A 25,309-nucleotide genomic window follows, 5' to 3' on the forward strand; every position below is an offset into this window, starting at 1 on the left:
CCTCCAGTCATACATGTTTATGTAGTTATAGCTTCTATATAAAAACGCAAAAAGCCGTTCATTTTCTTTCTCTATTCTACCATGAGTAGAAGCGGAAAGAAAAATGACGGCATCAAGGTTATTTAGTATTTCCCATTAACAAGCTGGCATAAGGGGAATCCGAAGGCAGAACGATGACCGTTTGATCACCAATCGTTTTTTTGTAGGATTCAAGAGTCCGGTATAGTTTATAGAATTCGGGGTCTTTGGAAAACGACTTATTATAGATTTTCGCTGCTTCCCCTTCTCCTTCAGCCCTGATCACTTCTGCATCAGCCTCTGCAGTAGAGAGCAATTCTTTCACTTTCCGATCAGTATCCGCAATGATACGGTTTTTCTTCGCATCACCTTTGGATAGGTATTCTTGCGCTTTCGATTCCCGCTCGGAAATCATCCTTTTGAAGACCGATGCTTCGTTTTCGGAGGGCAAGTCAGTCCGCTTTATCCGGACATCCGTCAAGCTGATTCCATAACTGTCCTTTTGCAGCAGTTCGTTGACTTTTTCGGTTATGCGGTCGTTTAAACTTCCCCTGGATGACTTCTCATCATTGATGATCTCATCATAATTCAGCTGGCCCAGCTCTGAACGAACTGCCGAATAGATGAACTCTTCCATTTTCGTTTCGGCATTCTCAAGTGTCCTTGCATTTGTAATCAATTTCTTCGGATCTTCTATTCTCCAAACTGCATAGTTATCGATCAGCATCCGCTTTTTATCTTTCGTATTGATTTCCGCTTCGGAAACATCAGAAGTCATCTGATACTTCGGCAAGGTCATGATACTCTGTATGAATGGCACCTTCGCCTTCAATCCCGGGGTCTTATCGATCCTTACCACCTCACCGAATTGGCGGACGACTTTGTATTCGCCCTCTTTGACGATATAGACATTGGTGAGGATGATTAGCAGCAACGCGATGAAAATAATCAGGAAAATGCCGATTCTCACATAGCCCCTCCAATGAAAATCCCCTTTTTTCAACTCAGAGAAATCTATTATTTTTCCGCTCATTGTTTAGTGCCCCCTTCCCCTGTCGCTTTTTCTTCCGATGCATTCCCTTTTTTCGTTTCTTCTTCAGGTATAGCGGCTTCATCAGGGGCAGGAGTTTTTTTCGTTTCCTCCTTTTCAAGCGAGCGAAGCGGCAAGTACTTCATTGTGTTTCCATCATCATTCATAATATAAATCTCTGCATTCGGCAATACTTCCTCAATGGTTTCAATAATAAGGCGGTCCTTCGTAATCCCCTTATTACCCTTATACTCACTGAGTAATTTTTCAAAGACCGCTACATCCCCGCGGGCAGCTTCCGTACGGGCAGCTTTATCCCCGTTAGCCTGTGAAATGAGGGCATCTTTTTCCCCTTCCGCTTCATTCATACGCTTATTTTCATATTTATCCGCTTCGTTGATTTTCGTATTCGCCGTTTCCCGGGCATCCGTTACATTGGTAAATGCTTTCCGCACTTCTTCATTAGGTAACTCCACGTCCTGGAGTTTAACCGCAGATATGGAAATCCCGACATCATATTTATCCATTAGCTGTGATAATAAATCGCGTACATCCGCTTCGATTTGCGCTTTACCGGATGTAAGGGCATCATCGATTTTCGTGCTGCCGATAATGCTCCGTAATGCAGCTGAAGTCGTATCGTATAATATTTTTTCTGGATCATCTGCATTGTATAGATATTTTGGAGGGTCGGTGATTTTCCACTGGACCACTAGGTCGGCCAGCACAATATTTTCATCACCCGTAATCATTTTGGTCTCACTCGGGTAATCCTTCACCTCTCCATCCTCTTCCTTATATCCAAATTTAAGACTGAATGTTTCTTTGGATAATTTCTCGACCGATTGAACGGGCCAAGGCAGTTTAAAGTGAAGTCCTGGTTCCGTTATCGTCTGCTCCACTTTACCAAACGTCATTATGACAGCTTGATCGGATTCATCAACCGTGTACCAGGTCGATATCGCAACTACACCTAAAATTAAAATAAGAAAGACAAGTCCTGTGATCGTATATATCCTTTTTAAGCTAACGATATGTATCACCCCTTCTTTGCGGTTATATCTTATTTACGCAAGGAAGGGCCTAAAGTTTCATAAAAATCAAATATTTTCCTAGGAAAATAGGATAGAGGAATGGTTCCCGGGGAATATAGCCAAAATTAAAAGACAGAGACTATGTCTCTGTCAATGTTTAACTCCTTGGATGAGGGGTTGTACAACCATTGTACCCCTGCATTGTGAAGTCCGTTTTAAGGAATTGTAAAGGACATGTAAATAAGAAACCCGCTACATTTTTCCTTTTAAGCTTTTATTTAAAGTGACTGTAAAAGTCGTCCCGGTTCCAGGTGTGCTTTCCACATTGATTTTACCTTTATGGACTTCTATTATATGCTTGACGATTGCCAGTCCAATGCCCGTTCCTCCTGAATCGCGGCTCCTCGCCTTATCGATCCGGTAAAACCGTTCAAAGATCCTCGGCAGTTCTTTTTCTTCGATGCCGATCCCGCTGTCTTGAACTGCAATATCGACCGTCTGTTCATTTTCAATGATATCAACGGTGACCCTGCCGCCATTTGGTGTATAGGTCAATGCGTTCGTAATCAAATTGATGAAAACCTGTTTGATCCTGTCAGATTCCCCTTCAATGAATACTGGTTCCGGTGATGTTTTAATTTCAAGGGATACTTCTTTTTCTTTCAGCTTGCCTATGAGCATCTCTTGTATTTCGCCAAGCACTTTCGTAATATCCACGACCCCTGCGTTTAAAACAAATTCCTGTTGCTCCATTTTGGATAAATTCAGAAGCTCCTGGATTAGTTCTTGCAGCCGATCACTTTCTTTCAGGATAATCGATAAAAAGTGCTTTAAGGTCTTTTCATCTTTTAAGGCGCCATCTAACAATGTTTCAGAAAAGCCTTTAATAGAAGTGATCGGGGTTCTCAATTCATGGGACACATTAGCCACGAAATCCTTCCGCATCTGCTCGAGCCTTTTCAATTCGGTGATATCATGGAAAATGAGGAGGATCCCCTTCCATTCATCATGATTCCCGATAATGGGAGCCCCGTAAATCTCAAAATGCTTACGTTCTATGGCAAGAGGTATCTTCACCTGTCGTTTAATCGTTTTTTCCGTTCGAAAGATTTCTTCGATGATGGCTATGACTTCCTGATCTTTAATGACCGAATAATATTCCTGAAACAAAAACGTAGCTGAGTCCACACGGAAGCTTTTCTTGAATTCCCGGTTGATTAATGTGGTATACCCTTTACTGTCTATCAGCAAGACACCACTACCGATGTTTTCAACAAGTGTTTCCAAACGATCCTGATTCATTTCCCTCGCTATCTCTGTTTCCTGAAGATTCCTCGCCAATATGTTCAAGGAAGTTGTCAGCATTCCCGTTTCATCGGAATGCCGCCCGAATGTCCGGGTTCCATAATTCCCTTTTGCCAGTTCAATGGCCGCCATCGTCGCCTCCTCGATCGGACGCGTATAATATGAAGTGATTTTGCTCGCAAGCATGAGAATGATGATCAAGGCAACCCCTAAACAAATGATCAATATTTTCCACATTTGTTTATTCACTTGATTGATGGCCTCTATTTCATTGCTATGAACGACAAAGCCTTCAATCTCTCCATCCTTTTCAACCGTCTTCCAATAATAATGGAGGTCCGATTCGCCTTCGACCACCTCATACCCTTCCCCATGCTTAAGCCCTTTTTCCAAAGTTATTTTACGAAGGACATTGGCATGGTCTTTAAATATTTCATTGGACGATGTCGAATCGTATAATATTTCCCCATTCGTGGAGAGAATGGTTAAATTCGAATCTAAAAGGGGTGTCAGTTTTGCCGTCTTCCCTTTTTCCAAAAAGGACTCGATCCCGCCATGCTCCTGAATATATGTAGAAATGAAAAATGTTTCGTTCTGTATACGGTCATTGAACGTTTTAATATAATAGCTTTTGAACAAGTGTCCTAATAAAAAGCCCACGGCCATCAGGACGACCATCACCAATGTGATGAGGGTATATAAGAGCTTTTTACGATAGGTCGTCATTCTTTTTTAGGCTCCTCAAGCTTATACCCCAAGCCCCTTATCGTTTTAATATATAGAGGTTTTTTTGTATCTTTTTCTATTTTTTCACGAAGATGGCTAATATGGACATCGACGATTCGTGAGTCTCCCGCGAAATCATAATTCCATACCGCACTGAGCAGTTGATCCCTGGTCAGCACTCTTCCTTTATTCTTCGCCAAGTATAAAAGTAATTCAAATTCCTTTGGAGTCAATTCTAATTGCTGTTCATCAAAGAATGCTTCGTATCGTTCCGGGAACACTTTCAATTCCCCTAATTTCAAGAGGCCATCTTCTTGATCCTGACCTGACTCACTGCCGTTCGATTGTAACTGGGATCTTCTTAAAATGGCTTTAATCCGGGCCACTACCTCCCTAGGACTGAATGGCTTTGTCAAGTAATCATCCGCCCCTAGTTCAAGTCCGAGCACCTTGTCAAATTCATCGTCCTTAGCTGTCAGCATCAAGATCGGTATATTGATTTTTTGCTGGCGAAGCTGCTTACATACTTCAAGCCCGTCCATTTTAGGCAGCATCAAATCCAATACCACTAAATCGGGGCGTATATCCACGGCAGCCTCCAGCCCTTGTTCTCCATCCAAAGCTGTGATTACCGAATAGCCTGCTTGTTCTAAATTGTACTGAAGTAAGGTAACTATTGATTGTTCATCATCCACTACGAGAATTTTCTTTGACATTAGATCCTCCTGAATTATGTATTACCCAAAAGACCAATTTCTTGGTCTACTCATCCAATTCCATTATAAAGAATATTATATGAAATTTACACATAAAAAAACGGAAAGAAGTTATTCCTTATCTTCAGCAGGGATATTATAAGTTCCAGCGGACTTTTGAAGCGGATAAAAAAACTGCCCGGATTCGGAAAAAGACCATGGCCTTTTCTTCCTATATCCGAACAGTCTGATCATGATCACTTATTGAAGGACTTGCATTACTGCTTTAACTGATTCAACTGATTTTGAAAGTGCCGCTTTTTCGCCTTCAGTCAATTCAAGTTCGATGATTTGTTCAATACCGTTTGCACCAAGTACAGTCGGCACTCCAAGGTAGATACCTTCAAATCCGTATTCACCTTCAAGATAAGCGATGGACGGAAGAACGCGACGTTGGTCTTTAAGGATCGCTTCAGCCATTTCCACTAGAGATGCAGCTGGTGCATAATAAGCGCTTCCGTTTCCAAGAAGGTTGACGATTTCTCCGCCGCCAGTTCGGGTACGAGCCACGATTGCTTCTAAACGATCTTGAGGGATCAATGTTTCCAAAGGAATTCCGCCTGCATAAGAGTAACGTACCAATGGAACCATATCATCTCCGTGTCCGCCAAGTACGAAACCAGTTACATCTTTAACCGATAAGTTTAATTCTTGAGCTACGAAAGTACGGAAACGAGCTGTATCAAGGACACCTGATTGTCCGATAACGCGTTCTTTAGGGAAACCTGATTCTTTGTAAACAGTGTAAGTCATTGCATCTACAGGATTAGTCAAAACGATGATGGTTGTGTTAGGGGAATATTTAACGACTTCTTTAGTTACTGATTTCATAACTTTTTGGTTAGTCTGAACTAAGTCGTCACGGCTCATGCCTGGTTTACGGGCAATTCCGGCAGTGATGATCACTACGTCGGAATCAGCTGTTTCTTCATAGTCGGATGTACCGATGATGTTAGCATCGAAACCTAGGACAGGTCCTGCTTCCGCCATATCAAGGGCTTTACCTTTAGTAGGGTTTTCAGCTTGCGGGATATCAACTAAAACGATATCGCCAAGTTCTTTTTGAGCGGCTAGGAATGCTGCTGTAGCACCAGTGAATCCAGCACCTACAACTGTGATTTTTTTACGTTTAGACATGTTATTTCCTCCTTAAAATATATAAATACTTTTGGAATACTTTTAACATCCTCATGAAAATATATATAAGCCTCCTGGAAAAGCAGCCCGTTCAGGCACTTTTCCAGAAAGCATGTAATGAATTATTTAAGGTTTTTGATAAGCTCGTCTGCGAACTCAGAACATTTAACTTCCGTTGCACCATCCATTAGGCGGGCAAAGTCGTATGTAACAACTTTAGAAGCGATTGTTTGTTCAACTGATTTAGTGATGCTGTCTGCAGCTTCGTTCCAGCCAAGGTGCTCAAGTAAAAGAACGCCCGAAAGAAGAACTGAAGATGGGTTAACTTTATCAAGACCAGCATACTTAGGAGCTGTTCCGTGAGTTGCTTCGAAGATGGCATGTCCAGTTTCGTAGTTGATGTTTGCTCCTGGAGCGATACCGATTCCGCCAACTTGTGCAGCTAATGCATCAGAAATGTAATCTCCGTTCAAGTTCATTGTTGCAACAACATCAAACTCTTTAGGACGAGTCAGGATTTGTTGTAAGAAGATATCAGCAATCGAATCTTTAACGATGATTTTGCCTTCAGCTTCAGCAGCAGATTGTGCTTTGTTAGCAGCTTCAGTGCCTTCAGCATCTTTAATTTTGTCATATTGGTTCCATGTGAACACTTTATCGGCGAATTCTTGTTCTGCAACTTCATAACCCCAAGTTTTGAATGCACCTTCAGTGAATTTCATGATGTTACCTTTATGAACAAGCGTTAATGACTTACGGCCTTCTTTGATCGCATAGTTAAGTGCAGAGCGAACAAGACGTTTCGTACCTTCTTCGGAAATCGGTTTAATTCCGATACCTGAAGTTTCAGGGAAACGAATGTTTTGAACACCGAATTCATTTTGAAGGAATTCGATTAATTTCTTAGCTTCGTCAGAACCTTTTGCATATTCGATACCAGCATAGATGTCTTCAGTGTTTTCACGGAAGATTACCATGTCAGTGTCTTCTGGACGTTTAACTGGTGAAGGTACACCTTCAAAGTAACGTACTGGACGAAGACATACGAATAAGTCCAATACTTGACGCAATGCAACGTTCAATGAGCGGATACCGCCACCGATTGGAGTTGTAAGAGGTCCTTTAATAGCGATTAGATATTCGTTAATGACATCAAGAGTTTCTTGTGGAAGCCATTCGCCCGTTTGGTCAAATGCTTTTTGTCCAGCTAAAACCTCTTTCCATTCGATTTTCTTTTCGCCATTGTAAGCTTTTTCAACTGCTGCGTCTAAAACGCGGGATGCTGCAGCCCAGATATCAGGACCGATTCCGTCTCCCTCAATATAAGGAACGATTGGATTGTTTGGTACGTTAAGAGCACCGTTAGTAACTGTGATTTTTTGGCTTTGTGTCATGTCTCTTACCTCCGATTCAAATTCAAAGGTTAGATGGCCTGCCATTTAATGAAGCAGAACCACTAACCTTTTTTACTCACATCTATTAATTTACTACAAATTCGATGAAATAAAAAATGATTTTTCGAAAAAACTTTTAATTAGCGTTTTTCAATCGGTACGTATTTTTGCATACCTGGTCCAACATACTCTGCACGCGGACGGATAAGGCGGTTGTTTGAATATTGCTCAAGGATATGAGCGATCCAGCCTGAAGCACGGCTTACAGCAAAGATTGGTGTAAATAGGTCATGCTCGATACCTAAACTGTGGTATACGGAAGCGGAATAGAAATCCACGTTCGGCGGAAGATTTTTTTGACCGGTTACGATTTCATGAATTTTGATGGACATATCATAATATTGCGGTTGTCCAGTAAGTTCAGTCAGTTTTCGTGACATTTCTTTAAGGTGTTTAGCACGAGGATCACCTTTACGGTATACACGGTGGCCAAAGCCCATGATTTTTTCTTTATTGGCTAATTTTTCGTTGATATATGGCTCAACGTTTTCAACTGAACCAATATCTGTAAGCATTTTCATGACTTGTTCGTTAGCTCCGCCATGAAGAGGGCCTTTTAAAGCGCCAATGGCAGAAGTTACGCCAGAATAGATATCAGATAATGTAGCCACACAAACGCGTGCAGTGAATGTAGAAGCGTTTAATTCATGGTCAGCATGAAGAACCAATGCTTTGTTGAATGCTTCTTCTTCGATTGCCGTAGGTTCGTTACCGCTTAACATATATAAGAAGTTAGCAGCAAAGCTTAAATCTGTACGTGGAGCAACAGCTTCTTTCCCTTGACGGGTGCGAGCGAAAGTTGTTACCAATGTAGGGATTTTTGCTTGGATGCGGATTGCTTTACGATAGTTAGCATCTTCACTCATTACATCTGCTTCTTCATCATAAAGACCCAGAAGAGATACTGCAGTGCGAAGAGCTCCCATTGGATGTACTTTATCGATTGGGTATGTTTTGAAGTGATTAACCACTTCAGCTGGAATTTCAGCATTTTCAGCAAGCTGTTGAGTTAATTCTTCTAATTGGCTTTTGTTCGGAAGAGCTCCGTGCCATAAAAGATAGATTACTTCCTCGAATGTTGCGTTAGAAGCCAAATCATCGATGTCATAACCTACATACGTTAATGTGTCATCGATAATGGAGCTTACTGATGAAGTTGTTGCTACCACACCTTCAAGACCTTTTGTTGCTGTCATACTAAATCTCTCCTTTTCCTAAATATTCCCCTATGCCCTGCTATTAGCGTATAAATATAGCGCTTCCAAGAAATTAGCTATTGTAAACAACCATCTATTTTTTAGCAGAAGACATACATCTTGTATTGGAAGCGTTCACAGAATATGACCCCAACAATAGTAAAATGTACGATAATCTTTTAAACGAAATTCTAAAAATAATGCTTGTAGCTATTCCTAGTGAGCGCTTGCTCAATAACTACATCTTTTTTTAGGATTCCTCAAAAATATCAATGATATTCTGAATCCCAATTTTAATAAATCAGAGCAGTTACAACATTATTATAAACAATAAACACTTTTTTGGGAATGAAAAGCACTTAAAATGTGAAAAAATTATTATTTTATTAGAAAAATTAGCTACATATTCTCTTGCTTTTTTTTATGCGATTCAAAACGATTTTTTGAAAATTTGTCTCAAAGCAGAATAAATGAGACATTAAATAGAAAATTTATCATCCCCAGGACTGACGGGCTTTTCTCCCCTTGGCCACTCGCTTCATTTAAAAAAATTGAAGATCTGCATGCATAAATAAGCAATTCCCGCCCCGATTAACGGACCGACAGCCACACCTTTGAATAATGCGACAGCAAGAATCGTCCCAAAAACAAGAGCCGTGGTAATGTGCGGATCATGCGATAGGAGCGTAATCCCATTTTTCGCTATGAGCGCAACCGCTATTCCAGATGCAAGCGCAATCCAGGCATAAGGAGATTTTATTGCGTCTCCGAGTTCCTTGAAACCTATCGCCCCGTTTGCTATGGGTATGAGTACCGAAATCGTAATGATTGTAACGCCCAGGTTGATTCCTTTCGCTTCCAGGTATGGGAACACTTTAGCGTCAAGGCCAATCAGTTTCATGCTTAAAAGAAAACCCGCAGCCATGATCAGTGAGGTGTTTTTCCCAAACCAACCGATTGCAGCAAGCAGAATTAAAAATACGACAGGACCGTTGATCATTCTCCCTTCACCTTCTTCCTTCTGTTTTTGTTATTTTAACATAACAAACTCCCCTGTTTCCTGGGAGAAAAATGATTTATGGAACGATGCATCTGCGGAAAAAAGTTAAGCCGAAAGATGAAAGAATCTTTCCTTTCTTTTCCATCATCGTTACAATTATAATACAAACTTTATGAATGAAGGAGGATATGACTTGAATCCGGTATATATGTATCGTTTCATTCGCTCTTTACTGGTCATCGGAGGGATAATTTTAGGCGGAATTGCCTTGTTTTATTTATCTAAATATACATATCCATTCATCATTGCCATGATAATCGCTTTCTTGATGAATCCCCTGGTCACTTTTTTCGAAAGGAAAGGAAGGCTGCCACGGGGGGTGGCTGTATTCGTTTCCCTTTTACTCATTTTCCTTTTATTTGCGGGTCTTATCACCTTACTGGTCACCGAGATCATTTCAGGGACCAATTACCTTGCCGGAGTCATCCCGAAACATATTGAAACCATCGTGGATTATATAGAAACATACATCGCGTCCACCGTCATCCCTTTATATAATCAAATAGCTGCCATGTTCAATAATTTGGATACCGAACAGCAGGACACAGTCCTCAAGAATATCCAAAATATCGGTGAATCCATCACTACCGGAGTAAGCGGCTTCATTCAAGCTTTCTTGAAGAACATCCCCACAATCATCGGATGGTTTCCAACTACGGCAACAGCACTCCTTTTTACCCTGCTGGGCACTTTCTTCATCAGCAAAGATTGGGATACCTTTAGCCGCATGAGCGGAAAAGTGTTGCCTGATAAGATTTTTGCGGGTGCCAAGCGTTTATTCAGGGACTTAAAACGGGCTTTGTTCGGATTTATCCGTGCACAATTCACTCTTGTTTCATTGACGACTGTCACGATTTTAATCGGATTTCTCATTTTGGGGGTGAATTATTCAATTACCATTGCCCTGATATGCGGACTGGTCGATATCATCCCCTATTTAGGGACAGGTACGATTTTCATTCCTTGGATCATCTTTGAATTCATCGCCGGGAATACAAGTCTTGCAATCGGTTTGTCCGTTCTTTACATAATCGTCGTTGTCCAGCGTCAGTTAATAGAGCCAAAAGTACTTTCTTCCAGTATTGGTTTGGATCCGCTTGCCACTCTCATCGCCTTGTTCATCGGCTTCAAATTGATCGGTTTCCTAGGTCTGATTGCAGGACCTGTCGTACTTGTCATATTCAATACACTTCAGCGTGCCAATGTCTTCAAGGCCATATGGACCTTCATCATCGGGGATACGAAAAAAACGACTTAAGATATTTCAGACATCTATTAGGATTCACCCATTTCCATTTAAAAATCCGCCTCGGGTACAAGGCGGATTTTTGGTTTTAAGCTAAAATTATTTTGACGTCTCGAATTGTTCTGTTTCAGTAGAACCTGCAAGCGCGGTTGTGGATGATGTTCCACCAGAAACGACTTGTGCCACTTCATCAAAGTAACCAGTTCCCACTTCACGCTGATGACGTGTTGCTGTATAGCCGTCGGGCTCACTAGCGAACTCCGCTTGTTGAAGTTCTGAGTATGCAGCCATGCCGCGGTCTTTATAACCAAGAGCAAGGTTGAACATGCTATGATTCAATGAATGGAATCCTGCAAGTGTAACGAATTGGAATTTATAACCCAATTTACCCAATTCCACCTGATAATTTGCAATCTCTTCATCACTTAATTTCGCTTTCCAGTTAAATGATGGGGAACAATTGTAAGCTAGCAGTTTGCCCGGGAACTCTGCATGGATCGCTTCGGCAAAGCGGCGAGCATCCGCTAGATTAGGTTCAGAAGTCTCACACCAGATAAGGTCGGCATACGGCGCATAAGCAAGGCCTCTTGCAATTGCTTGGTCAAGACCTGCATTCGTGCGGTAGAATCCTTCTGGAGTCCTTTCACCAGTGATGAATGGTGCATCGACCGGATCGATATCATCGGTGATCAAATCTGCAGCATCAGCATCCGTACGGGCAATCAAGATAGTCGGTGTACCCATTACGTCGGCTGCCAATCGGGCGGAAACTAAATTACGTACTGCCGTTTGGGTTGGAAGAAGGACTTTACCGCCCAGGTGACCGCATTTTTTCTCGGAAGAAAGCTGGTCTTCAAAATGAACTCCTGCCGCTCCAGCTTCGATCATGCCTTTCATTAATTCGAAGACGTTAAGGGAACCGCCAAAGCCTGCTTCAGCATCCGCCACGATTGGAGCGAACCAATCGATATCATCTTTTCCTTCAGCAAAGCTGATTTGGTCTGCACGCTGAAGTGTCTGATTAATGCGTTTAACTACTTGCGGCACGGAGTTGGCTGGATATAAACTTTGGTCAGGGTACATTTGCCCTGCGATGTTAGCATCTGCCGCCACTTGCCAGCCGCTTAAGTAGATTGCTTTTAAACCAGCTTTCACCTGCTGCATGGCTTGGTTGCCAGTCAATGCTCCTAATGCATTGATGAAATCCTCCGTATTCAATAGATTCCATAGTTTTTCAGAACCACGGCGTGCCAATGTTTGTTCAATATCGATGGACCCTCTTAGTTTAATAACTTCTTCGGCCGTATAAGGACGTTTAATACCAGTCCACCGTGAGTCATTTTCCCAGCTTTGTTGTAATTTTTGCGCTCTCTCATTCTTCATCATTATTTCCTCCTAATTCACCAATTATATTTTGAATATTAAGATAATTTTTCGTATGCCGCATTCGTTAAGAAATCTGCAAAGTCATCCGCTTCAATCAATTGTTCAAATAGTTCAGTAGACTCTTCAAACTTTCCTGATTTGAAAGTTTCTTCCCCTACTTCCGATTTAATGACCGCCAATTCTTCTTCTTTGATTTGATGGAATAATTCCTCGGTTATTTTCCTGCCATCTTCGAGAATGCCTTTTGGATGACGGATCCATTGCCAGACTTGAGCCCTTGAAATTTCTGCGGTTGCAGCATCTTCCATTAAGTTATTGATGGGTGCCGCACCTCTGCCGCTTAACCAGGAGGCGATATATTGGATGCCTACGTTAATATTCGTCCTTAATCCTGCCTCTGTGATCGTTCCCTCCGGTACAGCCAGCAACTCTTGAGCTGTTACATGGACATCTTCCCTTTTTCGGAAAATTTGATTCGGTTTTGGGACGAGCAGGTCAAAAACCTCTTTTGCCGTGCTTACCATACCTGGATGGGCAACCCATGTTCCATCATGACCGTCTCTTGCTTCGCGTTCTTTATCTGCCTTTACTTTTGCAAAAGCCTCATCGTTCTTAACCGGGTCATTTTTAACAGGAATTTGCGCCGCCATCCCGCCGATAGCAGGAGCATTTCGAGTGTGACATGTTTTGATTGCCAGTAAGGAATACGCCCTCATGTTCGGGACGGTCATCGTGACCTGCTGCCGGTCTGGGAAGATGACATCATCCGAGTGACGGAATTTTTTCAGGAAACTAAAGATATAATCCCAGCGGCCACAGTTCAGGCCTGCCGAATGTTCTTTCAGCTCGTACAGAATTTCGTCCATTTCGAATGCAGCAAGAATCGTTTCTATCAAGACCGTTGCCTTGATGGTTCCTTGCGAAATTCTCAAATCATTCTGTGCATATACGAATATGTCATTCCATAATCTTGCTTCGAGATGGCTTTCCATTTTTGGTAAGTAAAAGTATGGACCGCTTTGTTTTTCGACCAACGCTTTTGCGTTATGGTAAAAGTACAGTCCAAAATCAAAAATGCTGGCTGATATAGGCTGTCCATCCAAAAGGACATGTTTTTCCTCCAAATGCCAGCCGCGTGGCCTTACCTTTAGGACAGCTGTTCTTTCATTTAATTCATACACTTTTCCATTTGGATTTTTAAATGAAATGGTTCCGCGGATTGCATCCCGCAGATTCAATTGGCCATCAATGCAATTCTCCCAAGTGGGTGAATTGGCATCTTCAAAGTCCGCCATGAATACATTGGCACCTGAGTTCATGGCATTAATGATCATTTTGCGATCAACAGGTCCAGTGATTTCAACCCTGCGGTCCTGCAAATCATTCGGGAGGGGCGCAATCGTCCAATCACTTTCGCGAATACGCTTCGTTTCTTCAAGGAAATCAGGAAGCTTACCTTGATTCAGTTCTTCCTGAACGCTTTTCCGCCGTTCTAGAAGTTCTGCCCTTCTTCCACTGAAATGCCGTTCAATTCTTTCGATGAATTGAAGAGCTTCCGTTGTAAGTATTTGTTCATATCCTGGCTTAATGTTGCCTGTAATTTGTAAGCCTTTTGCTTCCGTAATCATGTTGCCTCTCCACATCCTTTCCAACCTCTTTTATGTTATAATACAGTTGTTTTATTTCCTGTTTGTATTATATAACACGTTGTATAAATTTGTCACCAGTTTTTTCTAAAAAATCTAAAAAAAAGATTTTTTGGCATGAAGAAGCCTGATTTACCAATGTTTCCGAAAGGTTAATCTTTAAAAATCCTGTTATCATACACTTTTTCATTCTCGTGGAATTCATCATTTAATGGTGAAACAGGCAAAATCCGATTAACAATGAAACTCCCATTTGTTAATCAAAAAAGCACCCTATAAAAAACTTGGATGCTTTTGTTGACCTTTTTTCCAGACCAAAAAAGGCTGCCTAAAAGCTTGAGCCTTTAGACAGCCTTATATTATTTATGCTGAATGATGGTAACTTTCCCTTTATTCATCCTGTTCATGATAAACCGGATAACAATCGGTTTGAGGAGATTCCGGGTTGGCGGAAACACAAGGATCAATCCCAGGATATCCGAGATGAGCCCAGGGGACAGCAACAGTGCAGCTCCGATAAAGATACAGATTCCATCAATGATTTCATTTCCTGGCATCATTCCGTAACGAATCTGTTCCTGTGCCTTTTTCCACGTTTCCATCCCTTGCCGTTTAGCCAAATAGGCTCCAATCAAACCTGTGGCTACGATCAGGAACAGCGTTGGCCAAAAACCAATCAGGTTGCCTGACAGCAAAAGGACAATAATTTCAACGACCGGCATCGCAATGATAAACATTAAAAAATATTTCATCTACATTCCTCCTGCACAGCCCATTTCTGGTGCGGTACATCCATCTTACCTCATCGGCACGGAATCAGCCAAAATTTCGTTTTATAAAACGTTGGCATGTCCATCGTAAATGACTCCGCGACCTGCATCCACTGTTATTCTTTGACCATCCTTGAAAACCTTGGTCGCGTCCTCCGCCCCAACGATGACCGGTATGCCCAATGTAACTCCTACAACAGCTGCATGGCTTGTCAAACCGCCTTCTTCCGTAATCAATGCCGCACACTTTTCAATCGCCGGCATCATTTCACGGTCAGAACCGATCGTAACCAATACAGAGCCTTCCGTCACTTTTTCCAAAGCTTCCTTGGCATTCTTAGCTATAACCACTTCACCTTTCGCTGATTTCCTGCCGATTCCTTGAGCCTTCAAAAGAACCTCTCCCAACACATGAATTTTCATCAAGTTAGTCGTACCTGTTTCACCTACAGGCACACCGGCTGTAATGACGACTAAATCCCCATGGGAAACTAAGCCAGAATGCAAGCTTTCATCTATTGCAGTTTGAAGCATTTCATCTGTAGTCGTAGCTTTTGGACCAATCTGCGGATAGACTCCCCAAGCCAATGCAAGCCGTCTTGAAACGTGATCATTGGATGTAACCGCAATGATCGGTGCTTTAGGGCGGTATTTGGAAATCATCCTTGCCGTATGACCGCTTTCTGTAGGGGTGATGATTGCCCCGGCATTAAGATTAAGCGCGGTATGGGCAACGGATTGACCAATCGCATCAGTGACATTATGGCGGTTCACTTTGCTTCTGACTGATAATATATCCCGATAATCCAGGGCAGTTTCAGCACGTGAAGCAATGTTATGCATCGTTTGCACCGCTTCGACAGGATAGGTCCCGGCAGCTGTTTCACCAGAAAGCATGATTGCATCCGTTCCATCAAATATGGCATTGGCCACGTCACTTGCTTCTGCACGAGTCGGCCTTGGATTACGCTGCATCGAATCAAGCATCTGTGTAGCCGTTATGACTGGTTTCCCAGCATTATTACATTTTTTGATCATTTGTTTTTGGACTAATGGCACTTCTTCTGCGGGAATTTCCACTCCCAAGTCTCCGCGCGCTACCATCAAGCCATCTGAAACTTCCAAGATTTCATCAAGACGGTCTACGCCCTCTTGATTTTCGATCTTAGGGATGATTTGAATATGTTCCGCTCCATTTTGCTGCAATAATTCACTTATTTCAAGCACATCAGAAGCCCTGCGTACAAATGAGGCAGCAATGAAGTCGATACCCTGTTCGATTCCAAAAAGGATATCCTGTTCATCTTTTTCCGTTATGCCAGGCAGGTTAACCGAAACTCCAGGAACATTCACGCCTTTTTTGTTCTTAAGTGTACCGCTATTCAAGATCTTGGTATGGATTTCTTTCCTTACCTGATCTATCTTCAACACTTCAAGCCCAATCAATCCATCATCCAAAAGGATTTTAGATCCTGGGTGGACATCATGCAGAAGCCCTTCATAGGTGATGGAGAATTTTTCAGTTGTTCCCAGGACTTCATTCATGGAAATATTGATTTCATTGCCGGCTACAAGCTCTATGGAATCATTTTCCATATTATTTGTCCGTATTTCAGGTCCTTTTGTATCCAACAGGATGGCAACCTGTTTACCCGCTTTTTCGCTCGCTTCTCTAATATTGCGTATTCTAGCGGCATGTTCTTCATGATTTCCATGAGAAAAGTTAAGCCGTGCTACATTCATCCCCGCCTCTATTAATTGAACCAGCTTTTCTATACTTTCACTTGCGGGGCCAATCGTACAAACAATCTTGGTTTTACGCATATTGTCATCCTCCTTTAAGGAAAACTGCCGCCTGTTTTGAAGACAGGGGCGCAGTGTTTTATGTCTTCTTTAAACATTCCTATCGATCAATAATGATTAAATGGATAGCTCAGCAGATAATTCATACATTTTCTTATCAATTGTATGCGGTTTAGCAAGAGCTTCGATGATATCATAATCAACGAGTTGATTTTGTTCTATCCCGACAGCCCTGCCTCCTTTTCCTTCAAGAAGCAATTCAACGGCTTTTGCTCCAAGCCGGCTTGCCAATACACGGTCATTTGCCGAAGGAGATCCTCCGCGCTGGACATGGCCAAGGACCGTTACACGGGTTTCAAACCCTGCCTTTTCCTCAATTTTCCTGGAGATATCAACGGCACTTCCAACACCTTCAGCTACAATGATGATACTGTGCTTTTTCCCACGGTCATGTCCGCGGTTCAACTTCCCAATCAGATCTTCTATATCATATTCATATTCAGGACAAAGAATCGTTTCAGCTCCGCCAGCCAATCCAGCCCAAAGCGCAATATCGCCGGCATCTCTTCCCATCACTTCAATCACATAAGTCCTTTCATGAGAAGTGGCCGTATCCCGAATTTTATCGATAGCATCGATGACTGTATTAAGGGCCGTATCGAAACCAATCGTGAAGTCCGTACCCGGTATGTCATTATCAATCGTTCCAGGAACTCCGATACAAGGGAAGCCCCTTTCCGTTAAAGCTTTCGCTCCGCGGTATGAACCATCGCCACCAATGATGACAATGCCCTCGATACCAAGTTTATTCAATTGTTCAATCGCTTTCAGCTGGCCTTCCTCCGTCTTAAATTCCGGACAGCGAGCCGTATGTAACATCGTGCCGCCTCGATGAATGATATCCCCGACCGACCCAAGTTCAAGCTTCTTTATATTTCCATTTATCAGTCCCTGATAGCCATGATAAATTCCGAAGACCTCAATTTCATGAAAAATTGCTTTCCGGACAACCGCTCGGACTGCCGCATTCATGCCAGGAGAATCTCCTCCACTTGTCAATACACCTATTCTTTTCATAAATGTCACCTCTCTACAGCACTTAATCAATTTTTAGCCTCGTTATATCATTGTACCCTTTTTCAAGCTTCAATAAGCAGTAACTGTTTCACTTATACTCACTTGATGTTATAAGCCTAACCGATTCTCATCAGAAATTGAAGTAAAATGGCGTAAAAGTTTACATTCTACACACAAACCATATTCTTTACACGTTTCTGTTATGAATACATATGCGCCCATGAAAGGATGAAAAAACGTGTTGCCCCAGGCAGCACGTTTTCCCTTTTGTAAATGTGTTTATGAATGCTGTTCAACTTCCTTAGGTTCTCCCTCAGGTTGTTTTGCAAATTCATATTCACCGATTTTCTTGAATTTCATATAACGCTTGTTGATAAGATCATCACTATTCAATGGCAGAAGTTCATTGAATGAACGTTTCAGGATATCCTTGATGGCTTCTGCCTGTAAATTTGAATCCCGATGGGCGCCGCCCCTCACTTCAGGAATGATCTCATCGATGACTCCTAAGCGGTTTAAATCGGGAGCCGTGATTTTCATCGATTCCGCAGCTCTCTTAGCCTGAGAGGCATCCTTCCACAGCAAGGCTGCAGCCCCTTCAGGGGAAATTACCGAATATGTTGAGTTCTCAAGCATGAAAATTCGGTCCCCGACGCCAAGTGCCAATGCACCGCCGCTTCCGCCTTCACCGATGACAATACAGATGACCGGCACCTTCAGCCCTGCCATTTCGAAAAGGTTTTTCGCAATGGCTTCACTTTGCCCGCGCTCTTCAGCAGCTTTACCAGGGAAAGCTCCCTTCGTATCAATGAAACAAATAATCGGACGGTTGAATTTTTCCGCCTGTTTCATCAGACGTAAAGCTTTCCGATAGCCTTCAGGATGGGGCATGCCAAAGTTACGACGGATGTTTTCCTTCGTATCCTTACCTCGCTGATGACCGATGACAGTCACGGCAAGTCCATCAAATTCTGCGATTCCAGCGACAATCGCTTCATCATCCCCATAATAACGATCACCATGAAACTCGATGAAGTCATTGAATAATAGCGGAATGTAATCAAGCGTCGTCGGACGGGCTGGATGCCGGGCAATCTGAACACGATCCCACGGTTTAAGATGGTTATAAATATCCACTTCCAGCTTCTCCAGCCGCATTTCCAATGTTTCGATTTCAGCTGTAAGGTCTACATCAGCGTCTTTCGAAATGGTCTTTAGCTCTTTAATTTTATTTCTAAGGTCCGTAATGGGACGCTCGAACTCTAATTCGTAAATCATAACCATTCACCGCCCGGGGCATGGATTTTAAGGATCGTCGTCAAGGTTTCCTTCATTTCCGTACGTTTGACGACCGCATCCAATTGGCCGTGCTTCATCAAGAATTCAGCCGTTTGGAAATCTTCAGGAAGCTCTTCATGGATCGTCTGTTCAATGATTCTTCGTCCCGCAAAACCAATGAGGGCTCCAGGTTCGGCTAGATTAATATCGCCAAGTGACGCGAAACTTGCCGAAACCCCGCCTGTGGTAGGATGGGTCATCATTGATATGATCAGCCCGCCTTCATTGCTGAATATCTTGAGTGCCGCACTTGTCTTCGCCATCTGCATCAAGCTTAAAACACCCTCCTGCATCCGGGCGCCGCCTGATGCCGTAAATATGATGAACGGTATCTTCAATTCACCTGCACGTTCAATGGCACGGGTAATTTTTTCCCCAACAACGGATCCCATGCTTCCCATCCGGAAATTCGAATCCATGATCGCCGTTGAAACTTGGTGCCCATTGATGCTTCCCACTCCTGTGACAACCGCCTCATTAATCTTGGCTTTCTTTCTATCTTTTTCCAATTTTTCTAGGTAATCCGGAAAGTCAAGCGGGTTAACTGAAATCATTTCTTTATCAAATTCATTAAAAGTGCCTGCGTCGAATAAAAATTCGATGCGCTCATGGGAAGACATCGGATGATGGTACCCGCAATGCAGACAGACTTTCTTGTTTTTCACCAATTCTTTTGTATACATGATTTTTTTACAGCCGGTGCACTTTGTCATGATTCCTTCCGGTACATCTTGTTTCTCCCGATCTATAGGAACCGTTGCATATTTCTTCTTAGACTTCGCAAATAGCTCTTTAAGCAAGCTTAATCCTCCCTTTACCACCAATTATCTATTTTATGATACTTGGTACACACTATATCAGAAATAAAATTAGTATCATGTAAAAAGGTGTCACTCGTCCTTCGACATCTTTCTAATTCTAATAAGATAAGTTTCGATGGCTTTTTCTTCATCACGTTCGAGCAAATATGTAAGAAGTGCCAGATAATCTTCTTTTTTCACATTACCCTGTACCATCTCTGATGTTCTAGCATAGCTGTTGACAATGCGCCAAATTCTTTCCAGCAATCGATTGCGATTCAAAATGGCAATTCTTAAGAAGAAATCATCATCATGAAACTCATCCGCTTTGACCCAGACCATTAATCTTTTGATATCCTCAGCCTTAGCGAAAAAGGCGACGATTCGCAAACAGTCAATTTCAATCAGCCTTTTCGTCTCAGACAAATCTTCTTGTACTTTTTTATCTTGCAAAAAAAAGGTTCCCAGAAGCTCGACTAGCTTATGCTCCTGGAAATCCCTGATAAACGTCCCTTCACCACGCCTTGTTTCTATTAACCCTAATAGTTCTAAGGCACGCAATGCTTCACGGACAGAGGAACGGCCAACATTAAAACGATCCGATAACTCCCGTTCTGATGGGATTTTATCTCCCGGCAGGAGGCTGTCCGCTTCAATCATGGTACGTAGGCTCTCAACGACATCGAGATAAATTTTGGATGAAGAAGTACGACCTGCCAAATTAATTAATCCTCACTTTTTCCAATGATCGCTAATTTCCTTGTTTTTTCTTTAATTTCCTCTGGATCTACATTAATTCTAGCTACTCCCGTTTCCATCGCTGCCTTGGCTACAGCAGCCGCGACGGCAGGTGCTACCCTCTCATCAAATGGAGCAGGGATGACGTAGTCTTCGTTTAACTCATGTTCCTGTATTAAACCGGCAATGGCTTGTACTGCAGCAACCTTCATTTTTTCATTGATATGAGTCGCACGTACATCTAAGGCACCACGGAAAATCCCTGGGAAAGCAAGGACGTTATTGACCTGATTAGGGAAATCCGAACGGCCTGTTCCAACAACCTTGGCACCTGCCGCTTTTGCATCTTCCGGCATGATTTCCGGATCTGGATTAGCCATCGCGAAAATGATCGCATCCCGGTTCATTGAAGAAACCATTTCTTTGGTCAATGCACCTGCAGCAGAAACACCTATAAATACATCAGCGTTTTGAATGACAGTTTCCAAAGGTCCTGAAACCTTATTTCGATTGGTCACTTTCGCCACTTGTTCTTTTGTATCATTCATACCTGTCGAACGGCCCTCATAAATGGCACCCTTCGTATCACACATGATGATGTCACGAACTCCATAGCTATAAAGCAATTTAATGATGGCAATGCCCGCAGCGCCTGCTCCATTCGCTACCACTTTAATTTCTGACATTGATTTATTCACTAGTCGTAACGCGTTCACAAGACCGGCAACAGTAACAATGGCTGTACCGTGCTGATCATCATGAAAAACAGGAATATTCATTTCTTTCTTGAGTCGTTCTTCAATTTCAAAACAATTTGGTGCGGCTATGTCCTCTAAGTTCACCCCACCGAAAGTCGGTTCGAGTAATTTAACGGTCTCTACAATTTTGTCCACATCCGTCGTTTTTAAACAGATTGGGAAAGCGTCCACTCCAGCGAAACTTTTAAATAGAACGGCTTTACCTTCCATAACCGGCATGGCAGCCTCCGGACCGATGTTTCCAAGTCCCAATACAGCCGTTCCATCAGAAATAACAGCAACAGTATTCCCCTTCATTGTATAGTCATAAACGGTTTCCGGCTTATCGTAAATATCTTTACACGGTTCTGCGACACCAGGAGAATAAGCCAGGCTTAAATCAACTGCATTCCTTACCGGTACTTTCGAAACTGTTTCTAATTTTCCTTGATTCAAGCGATGCATATGTAATGCTTCTTCTCTTAATGTCATAGTTTCACTCCTAAACCAAATTGGGTATCCAATATCTTATATGCTGAAATCTAGTGGTCAGACCACAGCGGCCTGTTTTCAATATAACATAACTATTAAAGTTGTAAAACAGTTATTCTTTCTTGTAAACCACATTCCCTTTTCCAACCAAGTCAAATAATGCCTGCATCAGTCTATCTGTAGGATTGACCCAATCCCAATAAGATAGCTGTACATAGCGGTTTTCCCTCTCGTAAAAAAGCATGACCTTTGTTTCACCGCTATGCTGCATTAAAATTTTTTTTATTTTTTGCAGTGTATCCTTCGTTTGCTTGCCAGGCTCAATTTTCAGGAATATCGTTCCGTTTTTTTCCTCTTTCATCTGCTTCACTTTTTCAAGCGGGTATACGTTCCTGATCAGGAGCTGTGTTTTTCCATCCCGCTCTTCCAATGTTCCTTGCAGCATAACGAGTTGTCCGTGATTCAAGTCGGCAGAGTGATTTTTATAAACATTTGGAAAAACGACCGCTTCAATATCCCCCTCTTCATCACTAACGCTCAAGAAAGCCATCACATCGCCCTTTTTTGTCCTTATGGTTTTAACCGACGTAATGTATGCGCCAAGCAAGACTTTTGATTCCTTTTTATTGGTGGCTTCATCTATGGTCAAACAGCCGAAGTGCTGAAAAAGTTCTCTGTAGCTTGTCACCGGATGATTCGATAGATAAAGCCCCAATGCGCTTTTTTCCAATGAGAGTTTGTGCTCGATAGGGATAGGCTCGACCCGGTTGTATTTCGGTTTGAGTGAAAACTCGCCATCCGAAAACATATCGAATAGGTCATCATCCGGATTGACCAATTCCGTATGATTGATCGCTACGTCCAAGCTCGCCAACAATGTTGCCCGGTCTTCACCGAATTCATCAAATGCACCTGAATGAACAAGCGCCTCCAACACTTTTCTATTTACGATTTTTCCCGAAACGCGCAAACAGAAATCGAATAAATCAGCGAACTTCTTCTGCCTCCTTGCAGCAAAGATTTCTTTTAGGACCGTACCGCCTATCCCTTTTATGGCTCCAAGGCTATAACGGATCCCTTCCTTTTCCGGTAAAAACGGGTAACCGCTCCGGTTAATCGAGGGAGGCAGAACCATTATCCCTTTCTTTTTGGCTTCACGGATATATTGCGAAATCTTTTCATCATTCCCGACGACCGATGTCAGGAGTGCTGCCATGAAATATTCCGGATGGTGGGTTTTCAAGTAACCCAGCTGATAAGCGATGAAACTATACGCCACCGCATGGCTTCGGTTGAATCCATAGTTAGCGAAGCGGACAATCAAGGAATAAATCTCATCTGCCGTTTTTTCGGAGTATCCTTGATTCAATGAACCGTTCACGAAATGCTGCCGCTCTTGATCCAGAACATCCTTCTTCTTCTTCGAAACGGCACGACGGAGCAGGTCAGCCTCCCCTAATGAAAACCCGGCTAAGCGGGAGGCGATTTGCATGATTTGTTCTTGATAAACGATGACCCCGTATGTAGGCTCGAGAATATCCTTCAAATCCTCGTGCAGGTAATCAATCGGAGCCAGACCATGTTTTCGCTCGATGAACAGCGGTATATTTTCCATCGGACCTGGACGATATAGGGCATTGACCGCGACGATATCCTCGAATCGGTTCGGTTTCAGCTTGATCAAAACCTTTCGGATGCCATCCGATTCAAATTGAAACACTCCGGTTGTTTCGCCTCTCCCTAAAAGGGCTAGCGTCTCTGGGTCATCCATTGGGATATGGGACAAGTCGAGCTTTTTCCCCGTTCCCTTTTTGATGTTATTCAAAATATTATCGATGAGCGTTAAATTGCGGAGTCCAAGAAAATCCATTTTAAGAAGTCCCAGTTCTTCGAGAAGGTCCATTGGATATTGAGTCAGATGGATGCCTTCATGCCCTCCCTGAATCGGAATATGCTCGGTCAGTGCCTGATCGCTGATGACGACGCCGGCGGCATGTGTCGAAGCGTGGCGTGGCAGCCCTTCAAGCAATAAAGCGGTTTGAAAAAGTTTTTGATTCAGGTCACTCTCATTAACGAATTCCCTGAGCCTTTTCGATTCCTTGAAAGCCTCGGGAAGCGTGATGCCCAGGCGGCCTGGAATCATTTTCGATACCGCTTCCTGTTCCTTTGAATTCAAGCCGAAAACACGGCCTGTGTCCCTTAACGCAGCCTTGGCAGCCAATGTTCCGAATGTAATGATTTGTGCTACATGAAGTTCCCCGTACTTCTTCGCGACATAGGCAATCACTTCTTCACGGCGGTTATCCGGAAAGTCAATGTCGATATCCGGCATCGAGACACGTTCCGGATTCAGGAAACGCTCGAACAGCAAGGAATGTTCGATTGGATCGACATCCGTTATCGACAGCACATAAGCGACCATCGATCCGGCGGCAGACCCTCTTCCAGGACCAGTCAGGATTTGATGGTCCTTAGCGAATTTCATGAAATCCCAAACGATCAAAAAGTAATCGCTGAATTTCATTTTGGTGATGATATCCAATTCATATCGCAGGCGCTCTTCATATTGAATGGATGGCTCCGGCAATCTTTTCTTCAGCCCTTGGAAACAGATGGCTTCGAGCATTTCCTCGGCCGTGACTCCATCTTCAGTAGGGTACTTAGGAAGCAGTGAACGGTGAAATGGAATTTCCAGATTGCATTGCGCGGCAATATGTATTGTATTTTCGAGTGCATCCGGTCTGTCATGGAATAGTTCTGCCATCTGGGACCGGCTTTTCAAATAAAATTGATTGGATTCAAGAACCGTATGCGTCTCATCCGCCAGCTTGTCGCCATTTCCAATTGCCAATAGGACTTCTTGAGCGAGTGCATCGCTTTCGTTCAAATAATAGACTGGATTCGTCGCGACAATCTTTATCTCTAAATCTCTCGCCAACTGACTTATGGCTTTGTTACCTTTTTCCTCATTCGCGATCGAAAGTCTCTGTATGGATACATAAAAGTTATCCTGACCAAAAATTTGCAGAAATCGCCCCGCTGCCTGTTTGGCCTCCTCAGGATTTTCTTCTCTCAACAGCGTTTCTATTTGCCCCTCCGCACCCGGAGTGATTGCTATCAAGCCCCGGGAATAGGCTTTAAGCCAATTCATTGGAATGCCTGACGGGGATTTCGTTTTTATGGCACTGCTTATTTTTAGCAGGTTTTGATATCCTTGTAGACTTTTTGCCAATAAAAGAAGTCCATGTGGCGAATCCCGTTCATCAAGGACATCCGCAAGTATGCCGATGATCGGCTTTATACCCTGTCTCTTGCATTCTTTATAAAAATAGACCGAACCGTACATAACATTTCGATCGGTTAAGGCAAGACTTGTACAGCCATCCGCTTTCGCTTTGGCCACAAGTTCAGTGATCTTCACCGTACTTGTCAGCAGGCTGTATCCGCTCTGAATATGGAGATGAGTATACACGTTTTTTCTCCCACCTTTGTAAGGCATGTTTCTTTTCATTATAGTGTTTATTTCAAAAAAAGAAAATATGTTCTCATTACCAATGCAAT

Annotated in this window: 19 protein-coding genes; 1 reads left to right on the plus strand and 18 read right to left on the minus strand. The window is 42.8% G+C overall.

Annotated features, from left to right (window positions below; genetic code table 11):
- Window positions 1-118 precede the first annotated feature (118 nt).
- The 8 genes from hflC to ACFX4I_RS08655 all read right to left on the minus strand — a co-directional run bounded on the left by hflC (window position 119) and on the right by ACFX4I_RS08655 (window position 9,655).
- On the minus strand, window positions 119-1,051 hold the full coding sequence (gene hflC / locus ACFX4I_RS08620; RefSeq protein WP_230303443.1) for a protease modulator HflC: 933 nt from the start codon (window positions 1,049-1,051) through the stop codon (window positions 119-121).
- On the minus strand, window positions 1,048-2,082 hold the full coding sequence (hflK, locus tag ACFX4I_RS08625; RefSeq protein WP_230303456.1) for an FtsH protease activity modulator HflK: 1,035 nt from the start codon (window positions 2,080-2,082) through the stop codon (window positions 1,048-1,050). The genes hflC and hflK overlap by 4 nt, the downstream gene beginning before the upstream one ends.
- A gap of 252 nt (window positions 2,083-2,334) precedes the next feature.
- A complete protein-coding gene (pnpS, locus tag ACFX4I_RS08630) occupies window positions 2,335-4,113 on the minus strand; it encodes a two-component system histidine kinase PnpS (RefSeq protein ID WP_283932029.1) in 1,779 nt (592 codons plus the stop codon).
- Entirely contained in the window at window positions 4,110-4,829 is a 720-nt protein-coding gene (locus ACFX4I_RS08635) for a response regulator transcription factor (RefSeq protein ID WP_230301893.1), read from the minus strand. The genes pnpS and ACFX4I_RS08635 overlap by 4 nt, the downstream gene beginning before the upstream one ends.
- Before the next feature lie 240 nt (window positions 4,830-5,069).
- A complete protein-coding gene (gene mdh / locus ACFX4I_RS08640; protein ID WP_377420054.1) occupies window positions 5,070-6,005 on the minus strand; it encodes a malate dehydrogenase in 936 nt (311 codons plus the stop codon).
- A 122-nt stretch (window positions 6,006-6,127) separates the two neighbouring features.
- Window positions 6,128-7,444, minus strand: coding sequence for an NADP-dependent isocitrate dehydrogenase (icd, locus tag ACFX4I_RS08645; protein ID WP_377420056.1), 1,317 nt, complete (start codon window positions 7,442-7,444; stop codon window positions 6,128-6,130).
- Between the two features lie 95 nt (window positions 7,445-7,539).
- Window positions 7,540-8,655, minus strand: coding sequence for a citrate synthase (gene citZ / locus ACFX4I_RS08650; protein WP_230301890.1), 1,116 nt, complete (start codon window positions 8,653-8,655; stop codon window positions 7,540-7,542).
- A 538-nt stretch (window positions 8,656-9,193) separates the two neighbouring features.
- Window positions 9,194-9,655, minus strand: coding sequence for a DUF441 domain-containing protein (locus ACFX4I_RS08655; RefSeq protein WP_034309113.1), 462 nt, complete (start codon window positions 9,653-9,655; stop codon window positions 9,194-9,196).
- A 193-nt stretch (window positions 9,656-9,848) separates the two neighbouring features.
- Between ACFX4I_RS08655 and ytvI the strand changes: the two genes are divergently transcribed.
- Complete coding sequence (gene ytvI, locus ACFX4I_RS08660; protein WP_377420058.1) at window positions 9,849-10,973, plus strand: sporulation integral membrane protein YtvI; 1,125 nt, start codon at window positions 9,849-9,851, stop codon at window positions 10,971-10,973.
- 87 nt (window positions 10,974-11,060) lie between these two features.
- Here ytvI and aceA read toward each other — a convergent pair whose 3' ends face one another.
- The 10 genes from aceA to dnaE all read right to left on the minus strand — a co-directional run bounded on the left by aceA (window position 11,061) and on the right by dnaE (window position 25,220).
- The gene (gene aceA / locus ACFX4I_RS08665; RefSeq protein ID WP_377420060.1) at window positions 11,061-12,344 is read right to left on the minus strand and encodes an isocitrate lyase; all 1,284 of its coding nucleotides are present in this window, start codon (window positions 12,342-12,344) and stop codon (window positions 11,061-11,063) included.
- 38 nt (window positions 12,345-12,382) lie between these two features.
- On the minus strand, window positions 12,383-13,975 hold the full coding sequence (gene aceB / locus ACFX4I_RS08670; RefSeq protein WP_377420062.1) for a malate synthase A: 1,593 nt from the start codon (window positions 13,973-13,975) through the stop codon (window positions 12,383-12,385).
- A 377-nt stretch (window positions 13,976-14,352) separates the two neighbouring features.
- Complete coding sequence (locus ACFX4I_RS08675) at window positions 14,353-14,745, minus strand: FxsA family protein (protein ID WP_230301887.1); 393 nt, start codon at window positions 14,743-14,745, stop codon at window positions 14,353-14,355.
- A gap of 81 nt (window positions 14,746-14,826) precedes the next feature.
- A complete protein-coding gene (gene pyk / locus ACFX4I_RS08680; RefSeq protein ID WP_377420064.1) occupies window positions 14,827-16,587 on the minus strand; it encodes a pyruvate kinase in 1,761 nt (586 codons plus the stop codon).
- Between the two features lie 96 nt (window positions 16,588-16,683).
- Window positions 16,684-17,643 carry a 6-phosphofructokinase gene (gene pfkA, locus ACFX4I_RS08685; protein ID WP_377420066.1) on the minus strand — a complete coding sequence of 320 codons (960 nt, stop codon included), beginning with the start codon at window positions 17,641-17,643 and terminating at the stop codon, window positions 16,684-16,686.
- A 279-nt stretch (window positions 17,644-17,922) separates the two neighbouring features.
- The gene (gene accA, locus ACFX4I_RS08690; RefSeq protein WP_377420068.1) at window positions 17,923-18,921 is read right to left on the minus strand and encodes an acetyl-CoA carboxylase carboxyl transferase subunit alpha; all 999 of its coding nucleotides are present in this window, start codon (window positions 18,919-18,921) and stop codon (window positions 17,923-17,925) included.
- Window positions 18,918-19,781, minus strand: coding sequence for an acetyl-CoA carboxylase, carboxyltransferase subunit beta (gene accD / locus ACFX4I_RS08695; RefSeq protein ID WP_230301883.1), 864 nt, complete (start codon window positions 19,779-19,781; stop codon window positions 18,918-18,920). Before accD ends, accA begins: the two co-directional genes overlap by 4 nt.
- Window positions 19,782-19,871: 90 nt before the next feature.
- Entirely contained in the window at window positions 19,872-20,501 is a 630-nt protein-coding gene (locus ACFX4I_RS08700; protein ID WP_230301882.1) for a FadR/GntR family transcriptional regulator, read from the minus strand.
- A gap of 5 nt (window positions 20,502-20,506) precedes the next feature.
- A complete protein-coding gene (gene ystJ, locus ACFX4I_RS08705; RefSeq protein ID WP_377420070.1) occupies window positions 20,507-21,748 on the minus strand; it encodes an NADP-dependent malic enzyme in 1,242 nt (413 codons plus the stop codon).
- Window positions 21,749-21,860: 112 nt separating this feature from the next.
- Window positions 21,861-25,220: a DNA polymerase III subunit alpha gene (gene dnaE / locus ACFX4I_RS08710; RefSeq protein ID WP_377420072.1), complete on the minus strand. Its 3,360-nt coding sequence runs from the start codon at window positions 25,218-25,220 to the stop codon at window positions 21,861-21,863.
- Window positions 25,221-25,309: the final 89 nt, after the last annotated feature.

The organism is Peribacillus sp. YIM B13472, from assembly GCF_042788005.1.
GTDB classification, from domain to species: domain Bacteria; phylum Bacillota; class Bacilli; order Bacillales; family DSM-1321; genus Peribacillus; species Peribacillus simplex_E.